19 protein-coding genes and 4 pseudogenes are annotated in these 21,718 nt (G+C 37.4%); 9 read left to right on the plus strand and 14 right to left on the minus strand.

Annotation, left to right across the window (positions count from 1 at the left end; translation table 11 throughout):
* Positions 1-127: 127 nt before the first annotated feature.
* On the plus strand, positions 128-697 hold the full coding sequence (locus DCC35_RS20395; protein ID WP_175402888.1) for a CAP domain-containing protein: 570 nt from the start codon (positions 128-130) through the stop codon (positions 695-697).
* A gap of 71 nt (positions 698-768) precedes the next feature.
* Here DCC35_RS20395 and panB read toward each other — a convergent pair.
* The 3 genes and pseudogenes from panB to DCC35_RS20410 form a co-directional block, all read right to left on the minus strand.
* Positions 769-1,511: pseudogene (panB, locus tag DCC35_RS20400) on the minus strand (3-methyl-2-oxobutanoate hydroxymethyltransferase); the annotation flags it as partial.
* Positions 1,512-1,560: 49 nt separating this feature from the next.
* On the minus strand, positions 1,561-3,084 hold the full coding sequence (locus DCC35_RS20405; RefSeq protein ID WP_137092551.1) for a PAS domain-containing sensor histidine kinase: 1,524 nt from the start codon (positions 3,082-3,084) through the stop codon (positions 1,561-1,563).
* 1 nt (position 3,085) lies between these two features.
* Positions 3,086-3,589 (minus strand): phosphoribosyltransferase family protein, encoded by a 504-nt coding sequence (locus tag DCC35_RS20410; protein WP_137092552.1) that lies wholly within the window; start codon positions 3,587-3,589, stop codon positions 3,086-3,088.
* A gap of 180 nt (positions 3,590-3,769) precedes the next feature.
* Between DCC35_RS20410 and lon the strand changes: the two are divergent.
* From lon to DCC35_RS20430, 4 genes and pseudogenes are all read left to right on the plus strand, one after another.
* Positions 3,770-6,261, plus strand: a pseudogene (lon, locus tag DCC35_RS20415) (endopeptidase La).
* A complete protein-coding gene (locus DCC35_RS20420) occupies positions 6,258-7,241 on the plus strand; it encodes a PorV/PorQ family protein (protein ID WP_137092553.1) in 984 nt (327 codons plus the stop codon). The pseudogene lon and the gene DCC35_RS20420 overlap by 4 nt, the downstream one beginning before the upstream one ends.
* 7 nt (positions 7,242-7,248) lie before the next feature.
* Positions 7,249-8,658 carry an ATP-dependent protease ATPase subunit HslU gene (hslU, locus tag DCC35_RS20425; protein ID WP_137092554.1) on the plus strand — a complete coding sequence of 470 codons (1,410 nt, stop codon included), beginning with the start codon at positions 7,249-7,251 and terminating at the stop codon, positions 8,656-8,658.
* Between the two features lie 12 nt (positions 8,659-8,670).
* Entirely contained in the window at positions 8,671-9,690 is a 1,020-nt protein-coding gene (locus DCC35_RS20430) for a DUF4421 family protein (protein WP_137092555.1), read from the plus strand.
* On the opposite strand, the gene DCC35_RS20435 is transcribed toward DCC35_RS20430, so the two are convergent.
* Entirely contained in the window at positions 9,687-10,193 is a 507-nt protein-coding gene (locus DCC35_RS20435; protein WP_175402889.1) for a SixA phosphatase family protein, read from the minus strand. The two genes, DCC35_RS20430 and DCC35_RS20435, sit on opposite strands and share 4 nt — an antisense overlap.
* 185 nt (positions 10,194-10,378) lie before the next feature.
* On the opposite strand from DCC35_RS20435, the gene DCC35_RS20440 reads away from it, so the two are divergent.
* Positions 10,379-11,059, plus strand: coding sequence for a metal-dependent hydrolase (locus DCC35_RS20440; protein ID WP_137088852.1), 681 nt, complete (start codon positions 10,379-10,381; stop codon positions 11,057-11,059).
* A gap of 34 nt (positions 11,060-11,093) precedes the next feature.
* Here the strand turns inward: DCC35_RS20440 and DCC35_RS21420 are convergent, their stop codons facing one another.
* The 10 genes and pseudogenes from DCC35_RS21420 to carB all read right to left on the minus strand — a co-directional run.
* Positions 11,094-11,252, minus strand: coding sequence for a hypothetical protein (locus DCC35_RS21420; RefSeq protein ID WP_246070101.1), 159 nt, complete (start codon positions 11,250-11,252; stop codon positions 11,094-11,096).
* Entirely contained in the window at positions 11,237-12,277 is a 1,041-nt protein-coding gene (locus DCC35_RS20445; protein WP_246070102.1) for a formimidoylglutamase, read from the minus strand. Before DCC35_RS20445 ends, DCC35_RS21420 begins: the two co-directional genes overlap by 16 nt.
* 81 nt (positions 12,278-12,358) lie before the next feature.
* The gene (nqrF, locus tag DCC35_RS20450; protein WP_137088853.1) at positions 12,359-13,666 is read right to left on the minus strand and encodes an NADH:ubiquinone reductase (Na(+)-transporting) subunit F; all 1,308 of its coding nucleotides are present in this window, start codon (positions 13,664-13,666) and stop codon (positions 12,359-12,361) included.
* 137 nt (positions 13,667-13,803) lie between these two features.
* Positions 13,804-14,780 (minus strand): annotated as a pseudogene (locus DCC35_RS20455) (radical SAM protein).
* 849 nt (positions 14,781-15,629) lie between these two features.
* A complete protein-coding gene (gene accD, locus DCC35_RS20460) occupies positions 15,630-16,529 on the minus strand; it encodes an acetyl-CoA carboxylase, carboxyltransferase subunit beta (RefSeq protein ID WP_137088855.1) in 900 nt (299 codons plus the stop codon).
* A 160-nt stretch (positions 16,530-16,689) separates the two neighbouring features.
* A complete protein-coding gene (locus DCC35_RS20465; protein WP_137088856.1) occupies positions 16,690-17,748 on the minus strand; it encodes a class I fructose-bisphosphate aldolase in 1,059 nt (352 codons plus the stop codon).
* 165 nt (positions 17,749-17,913) lie between these two features.
* On the minus strand, positions 17,914-18,105 hold the full coding sequence (locus DCC35_RS20470) for a hypothetical protein (RefSeq protein WP_137092557.1): 192 nt from the start codon (positions 18,103-18,105) through the stop codon (positions 17,914-17,916).
* A gap of 82 nt (positions 18,106-18,187) precedes the next feature.
* Positions 18,188-18,757 carry an ATP-binding protein gene (locus tag DCC35_RS22250; RefSeq protein ID WP_449405366.1) on the minus strand — a complete coding sequence of 190 codons (570 nt, stop codon included), beginning with the start codon at positions 18,755-18,757 and terminating at the stop codon, positions 18,188-18,190.
* 42 nt (positions 18,758-18,799) lie between these two features.
* Positions 18,800-19,015 (minus strand): hypothetical protein, encoded by a 216-nt coding sequence (locus DCC35_RS22255; RefSeq protein WP_449405364.1) that lies wholly within the window; start codon positions 19,013-19,015, stop codon positions 18,800-18,802.
* Between the two features lie 54 nt (positions 19,016-19,069).
* Positions 19,070-20,461 (minus strand): annotated as a pseudogene (gene carB / locus DCC35_RS22260) (carbamoyl-phosphate synthase large subunit); the annotation flags it as partial.
* A 137-nt stretch (positions 20,462-20,598) separates the two neighbouring features.
* Here carB and DCC35_RS20790 point away from each other — a divergent pair.
* From DCC35_RS20790 to DCC35_RS20490, 3 genes are all read left to right on the plus strand, one after another.
* The gene (locus DCC35_RS20790) at positions 20,599-20,772 is read left to right on the plus strand and encodes a hypothetical protein (RefSeq protein ID WP_175402890.1); all 174 of its coding nucleotides are present in this window, start codon (positions 20,599-20,601) and stop codon (positions 20,770-20,772) included.
* Positions 20,760-21,065 carry a hypothetical protein gene (locus tag DCC35_RS20485; protein ID WP_137092558.1) on the plus strand — a complete coding sequence of 102 codons (306 nt, stop codon included), beginning with the start codon at positions 20,760-20,762 and terminating at the stop codon, positions 21,063-21,065. The genes DCC35_RS20790 and DCC35_RS20485 overlap by 13 nt, the downstream gene beginning before the upstream one ends.
* A gap of 281 nt (positions 21,066-21,346) precedes the next feature.
* Positions 21,347-21,658 (plus strand): hypothetical protein, encoded by a 312-nt coding sequence (locus tag DCC35_RS20490; RefSeq protein WP_137092559.1) that lies wholly within the window; start codon positions 21,347-21,349, stop codon positions 21,656-21,658.
* The last annotated feature ends 60 nt before the right edge of the window (positions 21,659-21,718 follow it).

A 21,718-nucleotide genomic window follows, 5' to 3' on the forward strand; every position in this document is an offset into this window, starting at 1 on the left:
TTTTTAATATATTTTACAATAGTTGGGCACGAAGTTACGAAATTATGTTTAAATGATGTATAGCTGTTTTCCGTAGTTCGATATAATGACCGGCATTAAAATTCGTTATAACAAAAAACTTTACAGTATGGCCATTTATTTATCATTCCTTTTTATTCTTTCAGCATGGATAAATCCGTCAACAGCTGATATTGAAGAAGACATTTGTCTTAATGAAAAAGAAATTAAATTACATGAACTACTTAACAATTACAGGATAGATAAAAATCTGGCTCCTGTAGAAATCTCCTCCAAACTGACAAAAGTTGCTCAGGCACATGCAAAGGACCTGGGAGATAATTATGAATTAAATGATGATTGTAATCCTCATAGCTGGTCGTCAGAAGGTGACTGGACCTCTTGTTGTTACACAAATGATCATAAAAAAGCTACGTGCATGTGGTATAAACCAAACGAAATCGCGAATTATGGAGCACACGGTTATGAAATAATTTTTTACCATTCCCACGAAGCAACTCCTGATGACGCCTTATTGGGCTGGCAGGAAAGCGATGCACACAACCCGGTAGTGATTAACTCAGGCATCTGGGAAAAAATTGACTGGAAAGCAATGGGTGTAGCTGTCAGAGGAAGCTGGGCAGTAGTCTGGTTTGGACCAGCGCCAGACCCATCTCCAAAGCCAGGCTTATGTCAGTAACTTTCTTTATCGCTAGGAAAGTCACCCGATTTAATATCATCAATATAATTATTAAAAGCTTTCGACATGATATCATTGAGGTCTGCATATTGTCTTAAAAAGCGAGGCTTGAATTCTTGAGTTATTCCAAGCATGTCATGAACAACAAGCACCTGACCATCTACATCCGGACCGGCTCCGATTCCGATAACCGGAATAGAAACTTTTTCTGCAACCTGTTTGGCAAGCTTCGAGGGTATTTTCTCCAGAACAAGTGCAAAACATCCGATCTTTTCTAAAAGTTCGGCATCCTCGATCAATTTCTGAGCCTCAGCCTCCTCTTTAGCCCGAACAGTGTACGTTCCAAATTTGTATATTGACTGAGGAGTTAATCCCAGGTGCCCCATGACGGGGACCCCCGCTGAAAGAACTCTTTCAATAGATTCTTTAATTTCACTACCCCTTCCATTTTCACAGCGTGAGCACCGGATTCTTTCATTATGCGCACAGAAGATCTCAATGCTTCACTCGAGCTACCCTGATATGACCCAAAAGGAATATCAACAACTACCAGCGCACGATCTACAGCCCTCACAACACTTGTGGCATGATAGATCATCTGATCCAGGGTGATCGGCAATGTCGTTTCATGACCTGCCATAACATTTGAAGCTGAATCACCAACAAGAATAATATCAATACCTGACTGATCAATAATTTTGGCCATTGAAAAGTCATATGCAGTAAGCATAGCGATCTTTTCACCGGTATTTTTCATTTCCTGCAAGCGATGGGTAGTGATTTTTTTTATATCGGACGATCTGTGTACAGACATAATTTTTCTCGATTTTGGTTAAACAAAAGTGCTAAAGACTTTCCTATTTTCAAACCATATCAGAATAATGATTAGGTATTATAACTTTAAAAGTAGTTCCTTCTCCTTCTTTACTTGATACATATATTTGACCGGCTAATTTATCAATAGTTGTTTCAACTAAATATAAACCAAGACCTGACCCACTACTTTTTTCGGTTGCCCTGCTAAACATATTAAAGATAGTAGAAATCTTATCCTCGGGAATTCCTTCCCCATTATCTTCTATTGTTATACTGGCTTCTTTTTCATCGACCTTTGCTGTTACGCGGATAAAGCTGTTATCGATATCTCTTCTGTATTTTATTGCATTGGAAATCAGGTTATTTAAAATAATCCTGATTCTGGGAGGATCGGAGTAAAACGGAACTAATTCTCTTATATGGGAATAAACCTGAAGGTTTCTCATATTCTCAATCGCTCCATATACTGCGATTGCCTGACTAACTTCTACCTGGATACTAACCTTTTCCTTTTTAATATCAAGGCGACTATTTCTACTTATATGTAAAAGATCTCCAACAAGATCATCCAGTCTTTTAACACTGTTTTCAATTTCATCTACACATTTATCGTAAACTTCCGGATCGTTATCCATCCTCAGAATATTAACCAATCCCAAGATTGACTTGAGTGGCGATCTAAGATCATGACTGGCGTGATAAACAAAGCGGTCGAGCTCATAATTTACCTGCTCTAACTCAAGCATACTTTTCTTAAGAGCAGTAATATCGCTTACTACTGCTTCCAGTCTGTCTTCTTCCTTATTTAGGGTAGCAGAAACTAATCCATGAAGTTTATCACCCTCTACTGTCCTGAGTTCTAATTCAAAATCCTCTACTTTTCCAAATTCTTTCAATTCATCAATGAAAGCCTCGCGGTCATCAGGATTATAATAAAAATCCTGAATGTATAGCTGTTTATCTTTATCAGCACCGGTCAGCAGGTAGAATTTCTTATTCGCTTCGAGAATTTTACCTGTTGAAGCTTCAGTAATAACGATTACAACCTGGGAATTTTGATAGAGAATGTAATACTTCTCCTTTGTTTTTTCGAGGGCTTTTTTCGCTTTAATCTCTTCTGTCACATCTTTGTGAGTACCAACTATATATTCCAGCTTCCCTTCTTTAGAATATAAAAAATTGGCCCTGCTACGGATATAACAATACTTCCCTGATTTATGTCTTAACCTGAATATTTGTTGGAATTCAGAATCGTCCTTTTCCTTAATCCTTTTCATAAAAGATTTGATCGATTCTGACTTATCATCTTTGTGAACCCAATCCAGCCATAAATTTCTCTCTGAAGAAACTTCACTAATATCATAACCGATCATCTCTACCCAACGGTTATTTACATATACTTTGGCTTCCTCAGCATCAAAAATCCACAATCCCTCATTTGTTCCTGAGATGATTTTTCGCAATAAAAACAATTCTTTATCAAGAGTCTTAATTTCTAAGTCCTCTTCGATAAAGATGATTTTTGCTTTTGCGATCTTTTCCTCTATAGGAGATTGTGGCTTTATGCTCATATTATTTTAAATAAACCGCAGGATCATTGCCGAGGATTACTTCAACATGATCATTGAGTGTAGTAGAAAGTTCATATCCCAAATAATTGGCTAAAACAGGAAAGGATTTATGACTTCTATTTACCAGGACTACAGTTTCGATTTTTTTCACAGAAGTTCCTAAAAATATTTTCATTCCATTTGCCATAGTTCGTCCGGTATTTAAAACGTCATCTACTAATATAACAACTTTATCATTAATTGACGGCAATGGAGTATCATCAGAAATCTTTACATCATCCGGATCAGTTTTGTCAATTAGCACTTCGAGAATTTCGACAGAAACATCAGAAATGCTTTCAATCTCTTTTCCCAGTTCCCTGGCAAGATCTACCCCGGCACCCTGAATACCGGCTAAAACCAATGATTTTTCTTCAAAGTTACGCTCATAAATTTCATACGCCATTCTGCGTATTTTTTGCCTGATCGATTTGGCATCTAATATTTTATTGTCTGTTGAGGTCATTTTTGTCTGATTATTAAATTTAAATGTAACATTTACTCCTCAATATTTTCACACTGACTGATATATTGTCATGTTAAATCGTAAATTTATGGTTTGGCACAAGGCTTGCCGTATTCTCATCCGCTTTAAATTAAAACAAAATTGAAAATTACATGCCATCTTGGCACATTAATATAGATTATGAGCAACGAAAATAAGCTTTCACCATTAGTTTTGACAGAACTGGCTGAAGATAATTCAGGAGATATGCTTCAATTGATAAATCCTGAGCAGGAAATTGATGATGACAAAACAATGGATAATCTCCCTGAAGAGTTACCTGTCCTTCCTATAAAGAACACCGTATTATTTCCAGGGGTAGTAATACCAATTACTGTCGGAAGAAAAAAATCAGTAAAACTTGTAAAAGAAGTTTACGAAAAAGACCGGATAATTGGAGTTATCGCTCAGCAAAACAGCAATAACGAAGACCCTGGTAAGGAAGACATTTATGAGGTAGGAACTATAGCTAGAATTATAAAAATGATCGTTCTCCCGGATGGAAATATTACGATCATAATCCAGGGAAAGAAACGATTTAAAATTAATGAGGTCAAATCTGAAGACCCATATTTAAAGGTCACCCATGAGGTGTTAGAAGAATCCTTCCCTGTAGACACTAATGAAAACCTTATTGCGCTGGTACAATCTTTAAAAGATGCAGCTAATAAGATTCTCAAGTTGAACCCGGATATTCCACAAGAAGCTCAAGTTGCTCTCGACAATATTGAAAGCACTAAATTTTTGACTCACTTCCTTTGCTCTAACATCAATGCAGAGGTCGATGAGAAACAAAAATTACTTGAAATAAACGATGGTTTCAAAAGAGCTTCGCTACTGCTCGAATACATGACCCGCGACATCAAAATGCTTGAGATCAAGCAGGAGATTCAAAACAAGGTTCATGTGGACATTGATCAGCAGCAGCGGGATTATTACCTCCGTCAGCAGATCAGAATACTACAGGATGAGCTAGGAAATGAAGGCCCTGAGGCAGAGATTGAAGAATTAAGAAAGAGAGGGGAAAAGAAAAAGTGGCCAAAGGATGTCGCAGAACATTTTAACAAAGAACTAGACAAAGTATTAAGACTCAATCCCCAGGCAGCTGAATATCCGGTTTTAATAAATTACTGTGAACTCATGCTTGAATTACCTTGGAATGAGTACACAGAGGATAATTTCGATCTTAAGAGAGCTAAAAAAATTCTTGACAAGGATCATTACGGACTGACCAAAGTAAAAGACAGAATCATAGAATACCTTGCTGTCCTCAAGCTTAAAAAAGACATGAAGGCACCAATTCTTTGCCTTTATGGACCTCCGGGGGTTGGTAAAACATCTCTGGGTAAATCTGTTGCCAAGGCACTCAATAGACAATATGTTAGAATGTCTTTAGGAGGTGTTCATGACGAGGCGGAAATCAGAGGCCACCGAAAAACCTATGTCGGTGCTATGCCCGGTAAGGTAATCCAGAATATAAAAAGAGCTGAATCTTCAAATCCGGTTTTCATCCTTGATGAAATTGATAAGCTCGACTCTGGTCATCGGGGGATCCATCCTCGGCACTTCTGGAGGTTCTGGATCCGGAACAAAACAGTACATTCAGCGATAACTTCCTGGAGATAGATTACGATCTTTCGAAAGTGCTTTTTATAGCTACAGCAAATAGTCTGGAGTCTATACCTGCACCATTGAGGGATAGAATGGAGATCATTGAGATCACCGGATATACTCATGAGGAGAAAGTAGAGATCGCTAAAAAACACCTTATTCCAAAGCAGCGAAAAGAACACGGACTTAAGGCTAAAGATGCATCTTTAAATAAAGCTGCACTTAATAAACTGATCAATGGTTATACTCGCGAATCAGGAGTTAGAGGGCTGGAGCGTAAAATCGGTGCCGTAGTTAGAAATGTAGCCAAGTCCATTGCACTGGAAGAGGAGTATGAACCAAAAATCACTCCTGAAAAAATCATCGAGGTTCTCGGACCTGAAGTTTACGATCAGGAGCTTTATGAAAACAACAAATACGCCGGTGTAGTTACCGGGTTAGCATGGACTCCGGTAGGTGGCGATATTTTATTTATCGAATCCAGCTTAAGCAAAGGTAAAGGAAAACTCACTTTATCAGGTCAATTAGGTGATGTGATGAAAGAATCAGCTGTTACAGCTCTTTCGTACCTAAAGTCTAATGCAGAGCATCTTAAAATTGATCACAGGCTTTTTAATGAATACGATCTTCATGTTCACGTTCCGGCTGGAGCCGTACCTAAAGATGGTCCTTCAGCAGGTATCACTATGCTCACCTCTCTGGCTTCAATTTACACACAGAGAAAAGTAAAAGATAAGCTCGCCATGACCGGTGAGATTACCTTAAGAGGTAAGGTACTTCCGGTTGGCGGAATAAAAGAAAAGATCCTTGCTGCAGGAAGAGCAGGTATTAAGGAAATCATCATGTGTTCAAAAAACAAAAAGGATCTTAAAGACATAGAACCTGATTATATCAAGAATATTAAATTTCATTTTGTCGATACAGTTGATGAAGTGATCAAGATCGCTTTACTAAAAACTAAAGTTGAAGATCCGATGATCTTTTCATTTGATAAAAACCCAAATTCCAAGACGCAAATATGATCCTGAAAAGGCATCTGATACTATTCATATTAACATTAATTTCATATACAGGGTTTGGTCAGCAAGTAGACCAAACCCAAATGCTTTTATTCCCTTCTTCAGCCAGGGATACAGGACTTGGTAGCCGAACCTTAACTACTACTGATGATGCAAGTGTATGGTTCAGGAATCCTTCGATGAACAATGACTCATCTCAGATCAGAATGGCTCACCTGACTTACGGTGATTACCTGGCTGACATAAAATATGGAACTCTTGCCTACGGACAGGAGATCAGTAAAGGCATTAAGGTCTGGGGAGGATTTCAGTTTCTGGATTACGGTAGTCTTGAAAGAACGACAAATACAGGAATAACAGATGGAGAATTTTCCTCTTCAGCATTTCGAATTTCTGCCGGAGCATCTCATAAAATCGGACTTTTTTCTCTCGGAATGAATATTAATTATGAGTCGTTCAATTTCGATGGATATTCAGAGGGCATAGCTTATCTTGATATCTCAGGAACATATTTTCATCCTGAAAAAGATCTAACTGCAGCATTGAGCATCCAGCAAATCGGTAAATTTGGTAGTGATGCATTTGATAATGATGTCCCACTCAGAATATCAATAGGAACGACATTTAAACCAGAATTCGCTCCCTTTAGGTTCACATTACAAGCGTTTGATTTAAATATTAAAAGGCCGGAGGGATTAGACCCGGAAGGTGAAGATTCCAGTCTGGATAAGGTTTTCTATCATATAAGTGCCGGTGCTGAAATTCTTTTACATAAAAATTTCAACCTTATGGCAGGATATAATTTTAACAGAAGGCAACAATTAAGAACGGATCAGGGAAACGGAGGCGCTGGTCTTTCGTTAGGGTTTAATATGAACCTTAAAGGATTCATGCTTTCCTACTCGCATGGATTCTTTCATCAGGGAGGTGGTGTAAACTACCTTTCATTACAAAAAGATATTTCATCTATATTCAATAAATAAAATTAAGATGTCAAAAAAAGAAATTGCATTAACACCGAAGCAGATCGTAAAAGAACTGGATAAATATATTATCGGACAGTCAAGTGCTAAGAAAAATGTAGCTATTGCTCTTCGTAACCGATGGAGAAGGATGAATACTAAGTCAGAATTGAAAGAGGAAATAATGCCTAATAATATTCTGATGATCGGATCTACCGGAGTCGGTAAAACTGAGATCGCCCGTAGACTTGCCAAACTTGCCGATGCACCATTTGTAAAAGTTGAAGCCAGTAAGTTTACCGAAGTAGGTTACGTAGGACGCGATGTGGAAAGCATGGTCAGGGATCTTGTTGAACAGGCTATTCACATGGTTAAAGTTCAGAAAAAAGAAGAGGTAAGAGAAAAAGCAGAGGGTATTGTTGAAGAAATCATTTTGGATGCATTAATCCCACCAATAAAAAAGACTCCTGCAAGAACCGGATTTCAGTCTGCTAGTGAGACTAATTCATTTGAAAATGAGACAGCTCCTAAAACTGACGAGGAACTTAATGAAAAGACCAGGGAGCGATTCAGAGAAAAAATCCGAAACGGTGAGCTTGATGACAGAAAAATTGATATTGACATTAAAGCACCAAGCAATCCGGGAATAGGAATGATCGGTGGAGGAATGATCGACGAATCTTCAATGATTAACCTTCAGGATATGCTTTCTGGTATGATGCCAAAGAAATCCAAAAAAAGAAAAGTCACCATTGCAGATGCTAAAAAAATCCTATTGGATGAAGAAGCATCCAAGCTGATCGATTTTGAAGAAGTTAAAGAAGAGGCAGTTCAAAAAACGGAGAACACAGGGATAATATTTATTGATGAGATCGATAAAATTGCTGCATCTTCTAATAAGCAGGGAGCTGACGTTAGCCGTGAAGGAGTTCAGCGAGACCTCTTACCGATAGTAGAGGGAAGTTCGGTGACTACCAAGCATGGAGTGGTAAATACTGACCATATACTATTTATCTCTGCCGGAGCGTTTCATGTTAGCAAGCCCTCAGATCTTATTCCTGAATTACAGGGACGTTTTCCGATCAGGGTTGAACTGGATAATCTGACTGAAAGTGACTTCCTGAAAATATTATTAGAGCCAAAAAATGCTTTAACTAAACAATACGAAGCGTTATTTGATGCAGAGGAAGTTACTCTAGAGTTTACAGAAGAAGCACTTAAGCAAATTGCAAACATAGCTTTTGAAGTGAATGCTGAAGTTGAAAATATCGGTGCGAGGAGACTCCATACAGTGATGAGTAAACTTTTAAATGACTTTTTATATGAAGTTCCGGACGAAATAGGACCAAATGCAAAACTGATCATTACTGATGATATGGTTAGTGAAAAGCTTGCCGGACTAGTTAAAAATAAGGATCTTAGTCGCTATATCTTATAGTAAAAACTATTCATGCGGCATTTATTAGTCGTTTTATTTTTAATTGGATTTTGCGGATACGCACAAGAAGAAACTGATACATTGTCATCAGACCGCTCAGATTATATTGAGCGGTTTGACGACTATTTATATGTAAAAGGTCTGCTTGGAAATCGCTCTCTGAATGTTACTCTTGCAACAGAGGACCAGCAGACCATCCAATATCGCCCCAATGGAAATGGATTGATCGGATTCGGAGGCTATGCCTTTGATTTAGCTTTCGAGGTAACTTTCAGGCTGCCGGAAAGAGAGGATGGAGATAACGCAAGGCTTTATGGCAATACTGACTACAGCGATTTTCAGGTTAATTTGTATGGCACCCAGTTTGGTGTTGATTTTTATTTACAAAAATACCAGGGCTTTTACATTTCTAATGCCTCTCAGATCAACCAGAACTGGCAAAACGGTGACCCCCATCCCCAACGTTCAGATCTTTCTGTGAGAAATGTAAGCTTTACAGGATTCTGGATTGAGAATAGCGAAAAATTCTCTTTTAAATCAAGTTTTAACCAGACTGAGAGACAAAAAAAATCTGCGGGATCTTTTCTAATAGGATCTACAATGAGCGACATAAAAGTAGAGGCGGATTCCGCAATAAACACCATTCCTGACAACGATTTTAACCCAACTGTAAGATATTCAGGAGGTAAGTTTACAACTCTGACTGTAATGCCAGGGTATACCCATAATTTCATTTTGAAGCAATTATTTCTCAACACCACACTTGCCGCCGGCATAGGGCTTCAGTGGCAAAAATATCCTTTTGAAGGTAAGCAAGTCAGGAATACTCAGATCAGAGCTGCATTAAATGGCCGTCTCTCGTTTGGATACAATGGTGACAAGGTATTTACCGGAACATCAATAGTTTTTCAAAATGCCAATGCCAATACAAGAAATGTCAATTTAAATGTCAGTGCCTGGAATTTTAAATTGTTTCTGGGATACCGAATTAAAGAATTCGGGATTTTCAAAAAGGATCTAATGCCATTCTAAAGCTGGCGGATCTCTTTTCCTTTATTTTTGGGATAATCAAAAAATTCGAAACGGGCCTTACCAGGTGCTGCTTCTGACCAGTCTCTTATACTTAAAGCAACAACCAGCACCCCGGCTGTCGGTATGTTGTCGATATCCAGTCCCAGGCTATCTGCAACACTATTCAGTCCCGGATTATGACCAACAATCATTAAAACATTTTCCTTTCCATTTTTTCGAATTACCTCCCAGATTGTTGATGTTGAGGCATGATAAAGATCTTTTTCCCATTGTATGTCATTTTTATCAAACTCCATATTCTCACATGCTTTAATTGAGGTGGCTGCTGCCCTTGCTGCTGGGCTTGAAATAACTTGTCTGGGCACCATCCCTAAAAGTCTTAATCGTTTTCCCATTTCAGGGGCATCATTTTTACCCCTTTTGTTTAAAGGTCTGTCAAAATCATCCATATAAGGGTCTTCCCAGGAAGATTTTGCATGTCGCATCAAAATGAGTGTTTTCATACGGAAGTATTTAATACTTAATTTATCAAATAAGTACCGTTTAAATAAGTCCGGATTCAAAATAGTTTCATATAAAATCATTAGATATAACCCTGAAAAAGGTCTTTTTTTATTCACCTTGGATATCATAGATTAGGTCTTGGCATTTGATTATATTTAATAGGTAACCAAAAAAATCAATCTACATGAAAATCACATACTACGGTCAATCTTGTTTTATGATGGAAACAGCTGAGAAATCAGTATTATTTGATCCTTTCATCACTCCTAATGAACTTGCTAAAGACATTGATGTGTCATCTATCAATCCTGATTTCATTTTAATAAGTCATGGTCACCAGGACCACATTGCTGATGCAGTTGATATCGCCAAGCGATCAGGAGCAAAGGTGGTTTCCAACTTTGAAATCATATCGTGGCTCGAAGATCAGGGAATTGAAAATGGTCATCCGATGAATCACGGGGGAAACTGGGAATTTGAATTTGGCAAAGTGAAATATGTAAACGCCATTCATTCTTCAGTATTACCGGATGGTACCTATGGTGGAAATCCGGGAGGATTTATTGTCGAATCAGATGGTTACTCAATTTATTTTGCCGGAGATACTGCCCTCCATATGGATATGCAATTGATTCCTCAATTCACCAATCTGGATCTGGCCATCATGCCTATCGGAGATAACTTTACTATGGGAGTAGACGATGCAGTAGTAGCGTCAGATTTTGTGAAATGTGATAAAGTTCTGGGAGTCCACTATGACACATTCCCTTATATTGAAATAGATCACGATGAAGCAGTAAAAAAATTCAAAGAAGCAGGGAAAGAATTAATACTTCTTGATATCGGTTCTTCAATGGATATTTAAATATAAAAACCGGGATTTAAATCCCGGTTTTCTATTATAATCTTTTATTTACAGCCACGATCCATCTATCCGGAATCACTCCTTGCCCGGCTTGTTCGTAATCTTTATAGCTGCATGGGATAACACAGGTTTTGTTTATACCAATGTCCCATTTATTAATCTCCTCATCCTCTTTGGTTAACGGAACCTCCATCCACCAGCGATCTGTAAATTTACTCTTATAAAAAACCATTTGGTCCGGTTCTCCCCAATTGGCACTACAAACTTTAAATAATCATTTGTCTTAAAGTTTTGCTCCTCTTTTCGATTTATCACGCCTTCAATAAAATACCAGATCATCACAGCCGAAACCATTGCACTCTTCATATTTTTATCGTCTTCAGAAGGATCATAACCATAAAATCCGACACTACTTAGTTTTTCATTTAACCCAGCATACCAACAAACCTGGCATGCTTCCTCACCTGTCAGACCAAAAGGCTGAGCATTATTTACACCGGGAAAGTCTGCAGATTTAATTGCTGTCAGATCGAATGACATCATATCCGCTTCCCTGACTATTGGCTCGATCTCTTTAATGTCACTTCTTAAATACCCAAGTCGGAAAGTATCGAAATGCAACTTTTCAAGTGTATTCAATAATGTCTGATCAATCAAATAAGATTGATACCCCAGGAGAGTGAAGTTGAAAAGGTAATTTGGTTCATGAATTACTATATTTTGAATATGACGATGCTCAGAAGCCTGTTCTTTATCTCCGGACATATCTACAGTCCGATCTATCGCACAAACACTTATTAGTTTTTCCAGCCCCTCATAAGATTGATATTGACCATAATCAAGGTCATGACTCCCTCCTATAAAAACAGGAAGAATATTATTTTCTATTAAAACTCTGCCAACTTCACTAAGACGCTGGCTAGTTTCATCATAGGATTGGCCATTTCTAAGATTTCCAAGATCCATAATGCTATATGGGCCAGCTCCCTTTTTCAGGTTATACAGCTTCTTGCGAATTTCATCAGCGGCGGTTGCTATGCTACCAGAATTCTCAGCACCCCGGTTTTCTGTTAGCCCTATTAAGGCTATCGTACAATCATCAGGTAATTCAGCTTTTCCGTTATTAATGGTTAACTGAAAAAAGAATGAACTTCTGTCACTGATGTTTTCGTATAAAGATTCTGATACCGGATCAAAAAATAGACTGAGGTCTGTCATTATGAAACATTTTAATTTAGGCGTAAAATAAAAAAAGGAACTCCATATTTGAAGTTCCTTTAAATTTATTTTTTTGTGAGATTACCCTCCGAAGTCATCAAATCTGATATTTTCCTTCGGTACGCCCAACTCATCCAGCATCTTTAATACTGCTGCGTTCATCAAAGGAGGACCGCAAAGGTAATACTCAATTTCTTCAGGCTCAGGATGATCAGCCAGGTAATTATCATACAATACCTGGTGTATAAACCCTACATAACCATCTCCTTCGCTATCATGAAGATCTTTTTTGATTTTCCAGTTATCTTCTTCCATTGGTTCACTTAAGCCAATATAGAATTTAAAGTTAGGGAAATCATCTTCGATCTTTTCGAAGTGATCGAGATAGAAAAGCTCCCTTTTTGATCTACCTCCGTACCAGTAAGAAACTTTTCTGTCAGTTTTCTCAGTATGGAAGAGATGGAAGATATGAGATCTTAGTGGAGCCATACCAGCACCACCACCAATATAAATCATTTCAGCATCAGACTCATTGATAAAGAACTCACCATATGGTCCTGAAATAGTTACTTTATCACCAGGTACTCTTGAGAAAACATATGAAGAACAAATACCTGGATTCACATCCATCCATTTGTTGTTTTCTCGATCCCAAGGTGGAGTAGCGATACGGATGTTCAACATAATAATGTTTCCTTCCGCCGGGTGGTTAGCCATAGAATAAGCACGGAAAATCGGCTCATCATTTTTCATGACAAGATCCCATAAACCGAATTTATCCCAGTCACCTTTATACACATCGTCTTTGTGTCCAAGCTCAGGGTGAGGTGTAATATCCATATCTTTGAAGTCCACAGTAATTTCCGGAACATCGATCTGAATATATCCACCAGATTTAAAGTCAAGATTTTCTCCTTCTGGAAGCTTAACTTTAAATTCCTTAATAAATGTTGATACATTGTAATTGGAAACAACTTCGCACTCCCACTTCTTAATACCAAAGATTTCTTCAGGAACACGAATATGCATATCTTCCTTCACCTTAACCTGGCAGGAAAGTCTAACATTTTCTTTTTTCTCAGATCGAGAAAGGTGTCCTTCTTCAGTAGGAAGTACGTCTCCGCCACCATCTTCTACTACACATTTACACATGGCACAAGTACCTCCACCACCACATGCAGACGGTAAAAAGATCTTCTGAGATGATAATGTAGATAGAAGAGTTCCACCTGCTGAGGTTACGATCGGATTTTCCTCGTCACCATTTACGTAAATCTTAACATCACCTTGCTGCACTAATTTTGATTGTGCAAAAAGCAAAATCAGCACTAGTGCCGAGATTACTAGGGTAAATGCTACAATTGAAACAATAATTGTCGTTGAAAACATTTATCTGACTATTTTACTGATAATTTTTTCTTTAACTCTATTCAGGCCACAAATATATCATTAATTCTTTATTCCATGTAGTAGATAAATATGATTTTTACTACATAGCCTTATCAATATTCAAAAAGTTTAACTACTCAGGCAAAAAGTTGTTTCCAGGTACCCTTATAAAAGTTATATTTAAAGGTAGATCTGGCTGCTGTCAACCAGTATTTATTAAAGTTAACGGCAAAACTTGGCTGCATATAACAGTTAATTACACACCCTTCACATTCCGGTAATCGACCTTCCATCATCAAAACTTTTTGGATTTCTTCACTTTTATAGAGATCGTAAAGATTATTATCGATTGGCCATTTATCAATTGCAGAATGATAACAGGGACCAACTAATTCATTAAAAGGCGAAATTACAACAGTCGATGATCCCGCTTTACACACCGGATGATCAATATGATTCCCCCCGTTTAAACGTAAATCGAGAAAGGCCTCATTTATATAGATAAGTTTTTCTTTTCCCCAGCTTCTTAAAATGATAACTGCTCTTTATTAAAAGTGGCACAATTAATATCATTATAATCAAATGCCGGGTTAAGGATCAATACCAACCCATTTGGTAAAGAAATATTATTATAGATCCTTTCAATTTCATTTAAATTTTCGGGAAAAACTGTCATCAATATATCCGGTCGCTCATTATTTTCCTTAGCTATTGAAATTGAATCGAGAATTTTATCGTAACAATTAACTCTTCTTGCCTGGTTATGCTTTTCCTTAGATTCGAAGTCAAGAGAAAAATGCAGCATATCAACTACTCCTTTTAATTCCGTATATTTTTTTGGATAAAGCAGCCCATTGGTAGTAAGAGTAGTTATAAAACCATAATGCTTAGCCAGAGATAGAAGTTCTCCAATCTCCCGATGAAGCAAAGGTTCTCCGCCTGTAAAATCGATTACTCTAACTCCCAGCTTTTTTAACGCTTTAAAATTGGATTCTGCGTCCTCTAATGAAATGTAAGGAGAAGGTTTTTCCCATATATCGCAAAAACTACAAGATGCATTACATCTATAGGTAACATAGTAATTGCATAATACCGGTTTTTTCCTTAGCAACATGAAAGTAAAATTAAAACAGAACCCTATAGGAAATCGGAATATGAAGACAAATTTTATTAACAATAGGGTTAAAACATTACATAATTATTCAGGAAAATTGATTTTAGGATAATAGGACAATATTAGTGTGAAATGATGTTTAAACAAATAAGCTTTCTTGTTTGTAAAATAAATGGTTAAGATTCACGAATTTACTTATCTTAACAATTCATACATTCATCGAAGAAATTTATCATTTCGTCAACCATCATGACAAAAAACTACTGTTTATTCAATTTTTTTGAACAATTGACAATTCAGAATAATCTTCTGAGTAAAAAGTATGCTTACAGAGTATTTTTTTTGAAAAAGTGTTTGGTTTAATAAATTTCTTACATTACTTTAGCAACATAGCAATCAACAATAGATGTGCTGTTTACGAACGGAGACAGTCATCTTTCAACTAAAACCAAACAGGATGTTAGGTTTAAACAAAAATTTTAAGACTAATATCCCTCTTATTTATTACCCACACACTATTTTGGCTCTTGGAACCCGTTTCGGGTAACGAAAAAGCCCCCTCGCTCGAGGGGGCTTTTTTACTATTACTGTCTTAACCTACTTAAAACAAATTTGATATCTCAAGGGCTTGAATATCAATTCAAAACAACACTCAACTCGATCAAAATCTGAATTTAATTTGAAGGGAGGCGATCAGATTTATTAAAAAGATGGATCTTAGTGCATTATTTCTTCAGGCTCAATAAATAAAAAAACCGAAGAAGATAATCTCCTTCGGTTGGTAATTTTATATTTATAATTCGTCAATCTAATTTCGTGACGAAGTGTAGTAATAATTTTGCAGAAAAATCAGCTTGCACTTGCTTTCTTTTCTACCTTCTTAGTCTCCTTTTTTTCTTCCTTTTTTTCTTCACCGAGCATCTTGAGTAAAGTAACCAGGCGTCTTTTTAAATTCCTTCTGTCAACAATGAAATCCAAAAATCCATGCTCAAGAACAAACTCAGCACTTTGAAATCCTTTAGGAAGATCCTTTCCGATCGTTTCTCTAATAACCCTCGGGCCTGCAAAACCGATTAATGCACCCGGCTCAGCAATATTAAAATCACCAAGCATAGCAAAAGAAGCAGTAACACCACCAGTTGTAGGGTCAGTCAATAAAGAAATGAATGGAATTCCTGCTTTATCAAGCAAAGCTAATTTCGCTGATGTTTTACCCATTTGCATGAGGGAAAATCCGGCTTCCATCATTCTTGCTCCTCCAGATTTAGAGATCATCAGAAACGGAACCTTATTTTTCAATGAATAATCGATTGCCCGCGAAATCTTTTCACCTACTACCGATCCCATTGAGCCTCCAATAAAATTGAAGTCCATACAAGCAACACAAAGGTCCTGACCATCGATTTTTCCATGAGCTGTTCTTACAGCATCCTTCAAATCAGTCTTTGCCTGTGATTGTTTTATTCTTGATGGATAAGCTTTTGTATCCACGAAATCCAATGGATCCGCAGAAGTCATTTCGGGGTCCAATTCCGTAAATTTATTGTTATCAAAAAGTATTTCGAAATATTCCTCTGAGCCGATCCTGACATGGTATCCATCCTCAGGCGAAACATATGAATTACTTTTCAACTCTCTCATGTGGACAATTTTTCCACTTGGAGTTTTATACCAAATTCCGTCCGGGGCTTCTTTTTTAGCCTCGGTCGGGGTTCTTATTCCTTTATCTTTTCTTGTAAACCAAGCCATAGAGTTTCATTTTTGGGCTGTAAAATTACTATTTTTCAGCTGATCAATAATGCAATATTCGAAAATTCTGCAGAATATAAAAGCCCGGACTTATAAGATTGAAGATAAAAAAAGGCTGTACCACCACAGCACAGCCTCTGTATAACCTAAATAGACATTGTTATGCCAGCTCTATATCCTGAGCCAGATAAACATCTTGAATGTGGTGCAATAATTCAGTGCCTTCCTTCATTGGCCTCTGGAAAGCTTTTCTACCAGATATAAGTCCCATTCCTCCTGCTCTTTTATTAATAACAGCAGTCTTTACTGCCTCTGCAAGATCTGATGCTCCTGATGAAGCTCCCCCACTATTAATTAATCCAATTCTTCCCATGTAGCAATTTGCCACCTGGTATCTGGTAAGGTCAATTGGATGCTCACTACTCAGCTCTGAATAAACCTTATCATGAGTCTTCGCAAAATTTATAGTTTTAAATCCACCATTAGTTTCCGGTAGTTTTTGCTTTATGATATCTGCTTTTATTGTTACTCCCAGGTGATTAGCCTGCCCTGTCAGGTCAGCAGCAACATGATAGTCTGTTCCGTCTTTCTTAAAAGAGCTATTACGTGTGTAGCACCAAAGTATAGTTGCCATTCCTAATTCATGTGCTCTTTCGAATGCAGCAGCTACCTCTTGAATTTGCCTGTTTGATTCTTCACTACCAAAGTAAATAGTAGCTCCTACAGCTTTAGCACCAAGATTCCACGCTTCATCAACTGACCCGTACATCACCTGATCGAATGTATTCGGATAGGTCAGTAACTCGTTATGATTGATCTTCACGATAAATGGAATTTTATGAGCATATTTTCTACTCATTAAAGCTAACCCTCCAAAAGTAGTGGCAACAGCATTACAACCCCCTTCTATGGCTAGTTTGATTATATTTTCCGGATCAAAGTAGATTGGATTAGGTGCAAATGAAGCTCCTGCAGTATGTTCTATTCCCTGGTCAACCGGCAATATTGAAACATAACCAGTTCCGGCTAATCTTCCCGAATTATAAATAGATGCCAGGCTATTCAATACCTGGGCCGATCGATCTGACTGAGCAAAGATCCTGTCAATAAAGTCGGGACCAGGTAAATGCAATGATGATTTGTCTATTGTCTCACATTTATGAGATAATAACTTTTCAGCGTCTGAACCTAACAGGTCCTGTATTTTTTGTAGAGACATGAAGAGTTTGGGTTTTATTGTCTAATGGATGCAAATATATAAAAAAACACTTTTCAAGCCATTTCAAACGTTTGAATTTTTTAATAATTGAGGGTTATTAAAAAAAAAAAGGCCAATAGCATACACTATTGGCCTTTAAATCCATGTATTTAAAGTAATTTTACTTTACTTCTTCAAAATCAATGTACTCTCCATGTGCGGAACCAGTACTCTTTCTTTTAGGTTTTTCTTTAACGGTACATAATCCACATTTAATTCGCCATCTCTTCGCTGACGATTTGCGTTACTGTAACCTCGCTGCTGCTGATTTTTGTATTGAGTTGCAGCCCTTCCTATTAAAACTCTAAAAGAATCCAAATAGCTTCGATAAGATATAATATACTACAAAAGCTATCAGTAAAAATTTAAAAACAATTCCCATATTAGTTTAACTATTTACTTAAGTATAGTTTCGTTCTCTGTAAATTTTTAAGAAATAATCGTCTTGAAGATTATCTATAAAATAGATCGCTTCTCCCGTAGATTTCATTTCCGGTCCTAATTCCTTATTAACATTAGGGAATTTCTCGAATGAGAACACCGGAACTTTTATAGCGTAACCTTTCTTAGTCGGATTAAAATCAAAGTCAGTTACTTTCTTTTCTCCCAGCATTACCTTGGTAGCATAATTTACATAAGGCTCATTGTATGCCTTACAGATAAATGGCACTGTACGCGATGCTCTTGGGTTTGCCTCGATAACATATACGGTGTCATCTTTAGCATACTGAATATTAATCAGTCCTTTTGTTTTCAATGCCTTAGCTATTGTTTCCGTGTGCTGTTCAATCTGTTCTATAATCAGGTCGCCGAGATTGTAAGGTGGCAGAACTGCATAAGAGTCTCCGGAATGAATTCCTGCAGGCTCAATATGCTGCATAATTCCGATTATATATACATTTTCACCGTCACAAATTGCATCAGCCTCTGCTTCGATCGCACCCCAGCCCTTCATTGAGCGGTCTGCAATCTATGAATATCCTGTATCTGTGCGGCCACAACCCCACCGCGCCTACGAATACATGCGACAACAACCTGTAAAAGATGTTTCTATTCTGTTCGTCCTTGTGAAGCATCTTTCAATTATCACATTAAATTCCTCCATTTCTTTGGCAACCAAGGGCTGCATCTCGTTTTTCTTGGCTTCCCGTTGGAGCTTAAAAAAACTTCGCAAGACATCCAGAGCTATCTGTCTGTCAGCATATCCCTTTTTCTTGGCAGTCATCATCAGAGCTCTCGGAAGCAGCTCTCTCTAAAAATTTTCAGCTGCAGGAAGGATCTATTTGGTAAATTTAAATATCGTATCAAAAGACACTCCCAGTTTAAAAGCATCATAAATGTGGAACAGCCTGTTCCAGCTAGGAGTTTTTAAGCTTTCTAATAGAGTTCTTTCTTAAGCTCTCTGCCATCGCTCCAAGACCATTTCTCCTGATCTCCAATGACTGACAGGCTTTTTGTAAGGCTTCCTGGAAATTTCTTCCTATACCCATTACTTCTCCTACCGACTTCATCTGAAGACCCAGGCGTCTGTCCGAACCTTCAAATTTGTCAAAGTTCCATCTAGGAATCTTTACAATCACATAATCAAGAGCAGGCTCAAAGTATGCGCTTGTTGTTTAGTAATCTGGTTTTCAAGCTCATCAAGCGTATAACCTATCGCAAGCTTAGCAGCAACTTTTGCGATTGGATAACCTGTTGCTTTCGATGCTAATGCAGATGATCTTGAAACTCTTGGGTTGATCTCAATTGCAACGATATCATCGTCTTCCGGATTAACCGCAAACTGAACGTTACAACCTCCGGCAAAATCACCAATTCCATTCATCATACGGATGGCCATATCTCGCATTCTCTGATAAACAGAATCTGGCAGCGTCTGAGCAGGAGCAACAGTGATCGAATCACCTGTATGGATACCCATCGGATCGAAGTTCTCGATAGAACAGATTATAATCACATTACCAATACTATCTCTCAGGAGCTCAACCTCAAACTCTTTCCAGCCCAGAATACTTTTTTCGATAAGCACCTCATGGATTGGTGAAGAATGAAGACCGTGGGTCAGAGCCTTGTCAAATTCCTCTGCAGAGTGAACAAAACCTCCTCCGGAACCTCCCAAAGTGTAGGAAGGACGGATAACAAGTGGAAAACCTATTTCCTGAGCAATTTCTTTTCCTTCAAGAAAACTGGTGGCTGTTTCTCCCTGGCAGACATGAATGCCCATTTCGGTCATTTTTAGTCTGAAGGCTTCTCTGTCTTCAGTTGTAGCAATTGCCCCGAAGTCTACTCCAATGACTTTTACGCCATATTTTTCCCAGATACCTGCTTTTTCACAATCTTCGGCAAGGTTAAGTGCTGTCTGACCTCCCATTGTCGGCAGTACAGCATCAATCTTGTGGTTTTCAAGAATTTCTATTATTGACTTTTTTTCCAGTGGCCGCAAATACACGTTATCTGCAGTAACAGGGTCAGTCATGATCGTTGCTGGATTGGAATTTATCAGGGTCACTTCAATTCCTTCTTCTCTCAATGATCTTGAGGCTTGAGAACCAGAATAATCAAACTCACACGCCTGACCAATAACGATCGGGCCACTTCCAATAATTAAGACGGATTTAATACCGGGATTTTTGGCATTTTTATATTTGTTAGATGGAAAACATAAATTGCACAAAATTAGAACAACCAACTGTGAATAAAAAAAAGTGGAGTATAAATCTTAAAATATTATTAATAATTTTACGTAATTTATTGACTTATACTTTCGATCATCCTTATACTTGTCAATATTTTTAAAACTAACTATTAAATATGAACAGTATACTCGATCAAAACAGTGGAGAAGCTTTGGCTTTGAATTCTATGGTAAAGGCTAATTTAACTGAAGCTTCTAAATGGGCTAGATTTCTTGGAATATTAGGTTTTATTGGTTCTGGTCTTACCCTCATTATGGGAATCTTTATGGTGGCACTATGGGAACACTAGCAAGTATGGGTGGCGCAGACACTCAACTTCCGGGTTTTATGGGAGCTGGATTTTTTATTGTCTTTTATGTCATTTTCGCTATTATCAGTTTTATTCCTTCGTATTTCCTATTCACTTTTGGATCTAAAACAAAAGCTGGAATAGAAGCTGGAGTGAACACCGATTTTGAAAATGGACTTAAAAACCTAAAAAGGTTATTTAAATTTTATGGAATCATTGCTATTATATTCCTGGGTTTTTATGCTTTAATGTTTGTAATCGCAATATTTGGTGGTTTAGCATCAGCTTTTTAAAAAAACTAAAATATTTATCGATAAAAACGGGGAGTTAATCCCCGTTTTTTTTGTATTCCTATAATTAATAGGATTTATCGGTTACAAGATTGTCTTCTGAGGTATTTAAAAGTAAACAAACACAATATTTACTTTTTTAAAGATACTTTTTAAATTTAGTAACCCAATCATATTACCACTATGAACACCAGGAGCGAAAATTCAATTCTTATTAAACTTTATTATCTGACAGCCTCAGCAGATGGAAGAATAAGTGAGAATGAAAAATATTCTTTAAAGCAATGTGTGAGCATGAGGAAATTTCTGAAGACGAAGTAGAATCAACTTTACCTTTGCTTATGTCCAGAGAAGAGGACGAGGTTATGAATGAATGTATCAAGGATCTTAAAACCAGATCTAAAAAGTTTCAGATCGAGGCAGTTGCCTGGATGGCAACAATTGCCAATAGTGACGGCTTTATGGCCCAGGAAGAATGGCAACTGATCTACAGACTTTACAATAAGGAATTCAGTCTTGATCTAAGTGAATTATTACTTATTCAGAAAAAGCACATGAAATACTGTTTAAAATTCAAATCAATGCACGCTGCATAAATTAGAATTAATTGGTTTATAGGTTAAAAACCCGATAGATTTATTCTACCGGGTTTTTTT

It is taken from the genome of Mangrovivirga cuniculi (assembly GCF_005166025.1).
Classification (GTDB): Bacteria; Bacteroidota; Bacteroidia; order Cytophagales; family Cyclobacteriaceae; genus Mangrovivirga; species Mangrovivirga cuniculi.

Excerpts from the sequence above, each read along its gene's own strand:
- DCC35_RS22255 (WP_449405364.1), bottom strand. The coding sequence starts at position 19,015 with ATGATGACTGCCAAGAAAAAGGGATATGCTGACAGACAGATAGCTCTG.
- accD (WP_137088855.1), bottom strand. The coding sequence starts at position 16,529 with ATGGCTTGGTTTACAAGAAAAGATAAAGGAATAAGAACCCCGACCGAG.
- DCC35_RS20430 (WP_137092555.1), top strand. The coding sequence starts at position 8,671 with ATGCGGCATTTATTAGTCGTTTTATTTTTAATTGGATTTTGCGGATAC.
- DCC35_RS21420 (WP_246070101.1), bottom strand. The coding sequence starts at position 11,252 with ATGGAGGTTCCGTTAACCAAAGAGGATGAGGAGATTAATAAATGGGAC.
- DCC35_RS20420 (WP_137092553.1), top strand. The coding sequence starts at position 6,258 with ATGATCCTGAAAAGGCATCTGATACTATTCATATTAACATTAATTTCA.
- DCC35_RS20440 (WP_137088852.1), top strand. The coding sequence starts at position 10,379 with ATGAAAATCACATACTACGGTCAATCTTGTTTTATGATGGAAACAGCT.
- DCC35_RS20395 (WP_175402888.1), top strand. The coding sequence starts at position 128 with ATGGCCATTTATTTATCATTCCTTTTTATTCTTTCAGCATGGATAAAT.
- DCC35_RS20490 (WP_137092559.1), top strand. The coding sequence starts at position 21,347 with ATGTGTGAGCATGAGGAAATTTCTGAAGACGAAGTAGAATCAACTTTA.
- DCC35_RS20485 (WP_137092558.1), top strand. The coding sequence starts at position 20,760 with ATGGGAACACTAGCAAGTATGGGTGGCGCAGACACTCAACTTCCGGGT.
- DCC35_RS20405 (WP_137092551.1), bottom strand. The coding sequence starts at position 3,084 with ATGAGCATAAAGCCACAATCTCCTATAGAGGAAAAGATCGCAAAAGCA.
- DCC35_RS20410 (WP_137092552.1), bottom strand. The coding sequence starts at position 3,589 with ATGACCTCAACAGACAATAAAATATTAGATGCCAAATCGATCAGGCAA.
- DCC35_RS20435 (WP_175402889.1), bottom strand. The coding sequence starts at position 10,193 with ATGAAAACACTCATTTTGATGCGACATGCAAAATCTTCCTGGGAAGAC.
- DCC35_RS20465 (WP_137088856.1), bottom strand. The coding sequence starts at position 17,748 with ATGTCTCTACAAAAAATACAGGACCTGTTAGGTTCAGACGCTGAAAAG.
- nqrF (WP_137088853.1), bottom strand. The coding sequence starts at position 13,666 with ATGTTTTCAACGACAATTATTGTTTCAATTGTAGCATTTACCCTAGTA.
- DCC35_RS20445 (WP_246070102.1), bottom strand. The coding sequence starts at position 12,277 with ATGACAGACCTCAGTCTATTTTTTGATCCGGTATCAGAATCTTTATAC.
- DCC35_RS20790 (WP_175402890.1), top strand. The coding sequence starts at position 20,599 with ATGAACAGTATACTCGATCAAAACAGTGGAGAAGCTTTGGCTTTGAAT.
- hslU (WP_137092554.1), top strand. The coding sequence starts at position 7,249 with ATGTCAAAAAAAGAAATTGCATTAACACCGAAGCAGATCGTAAAAGAA.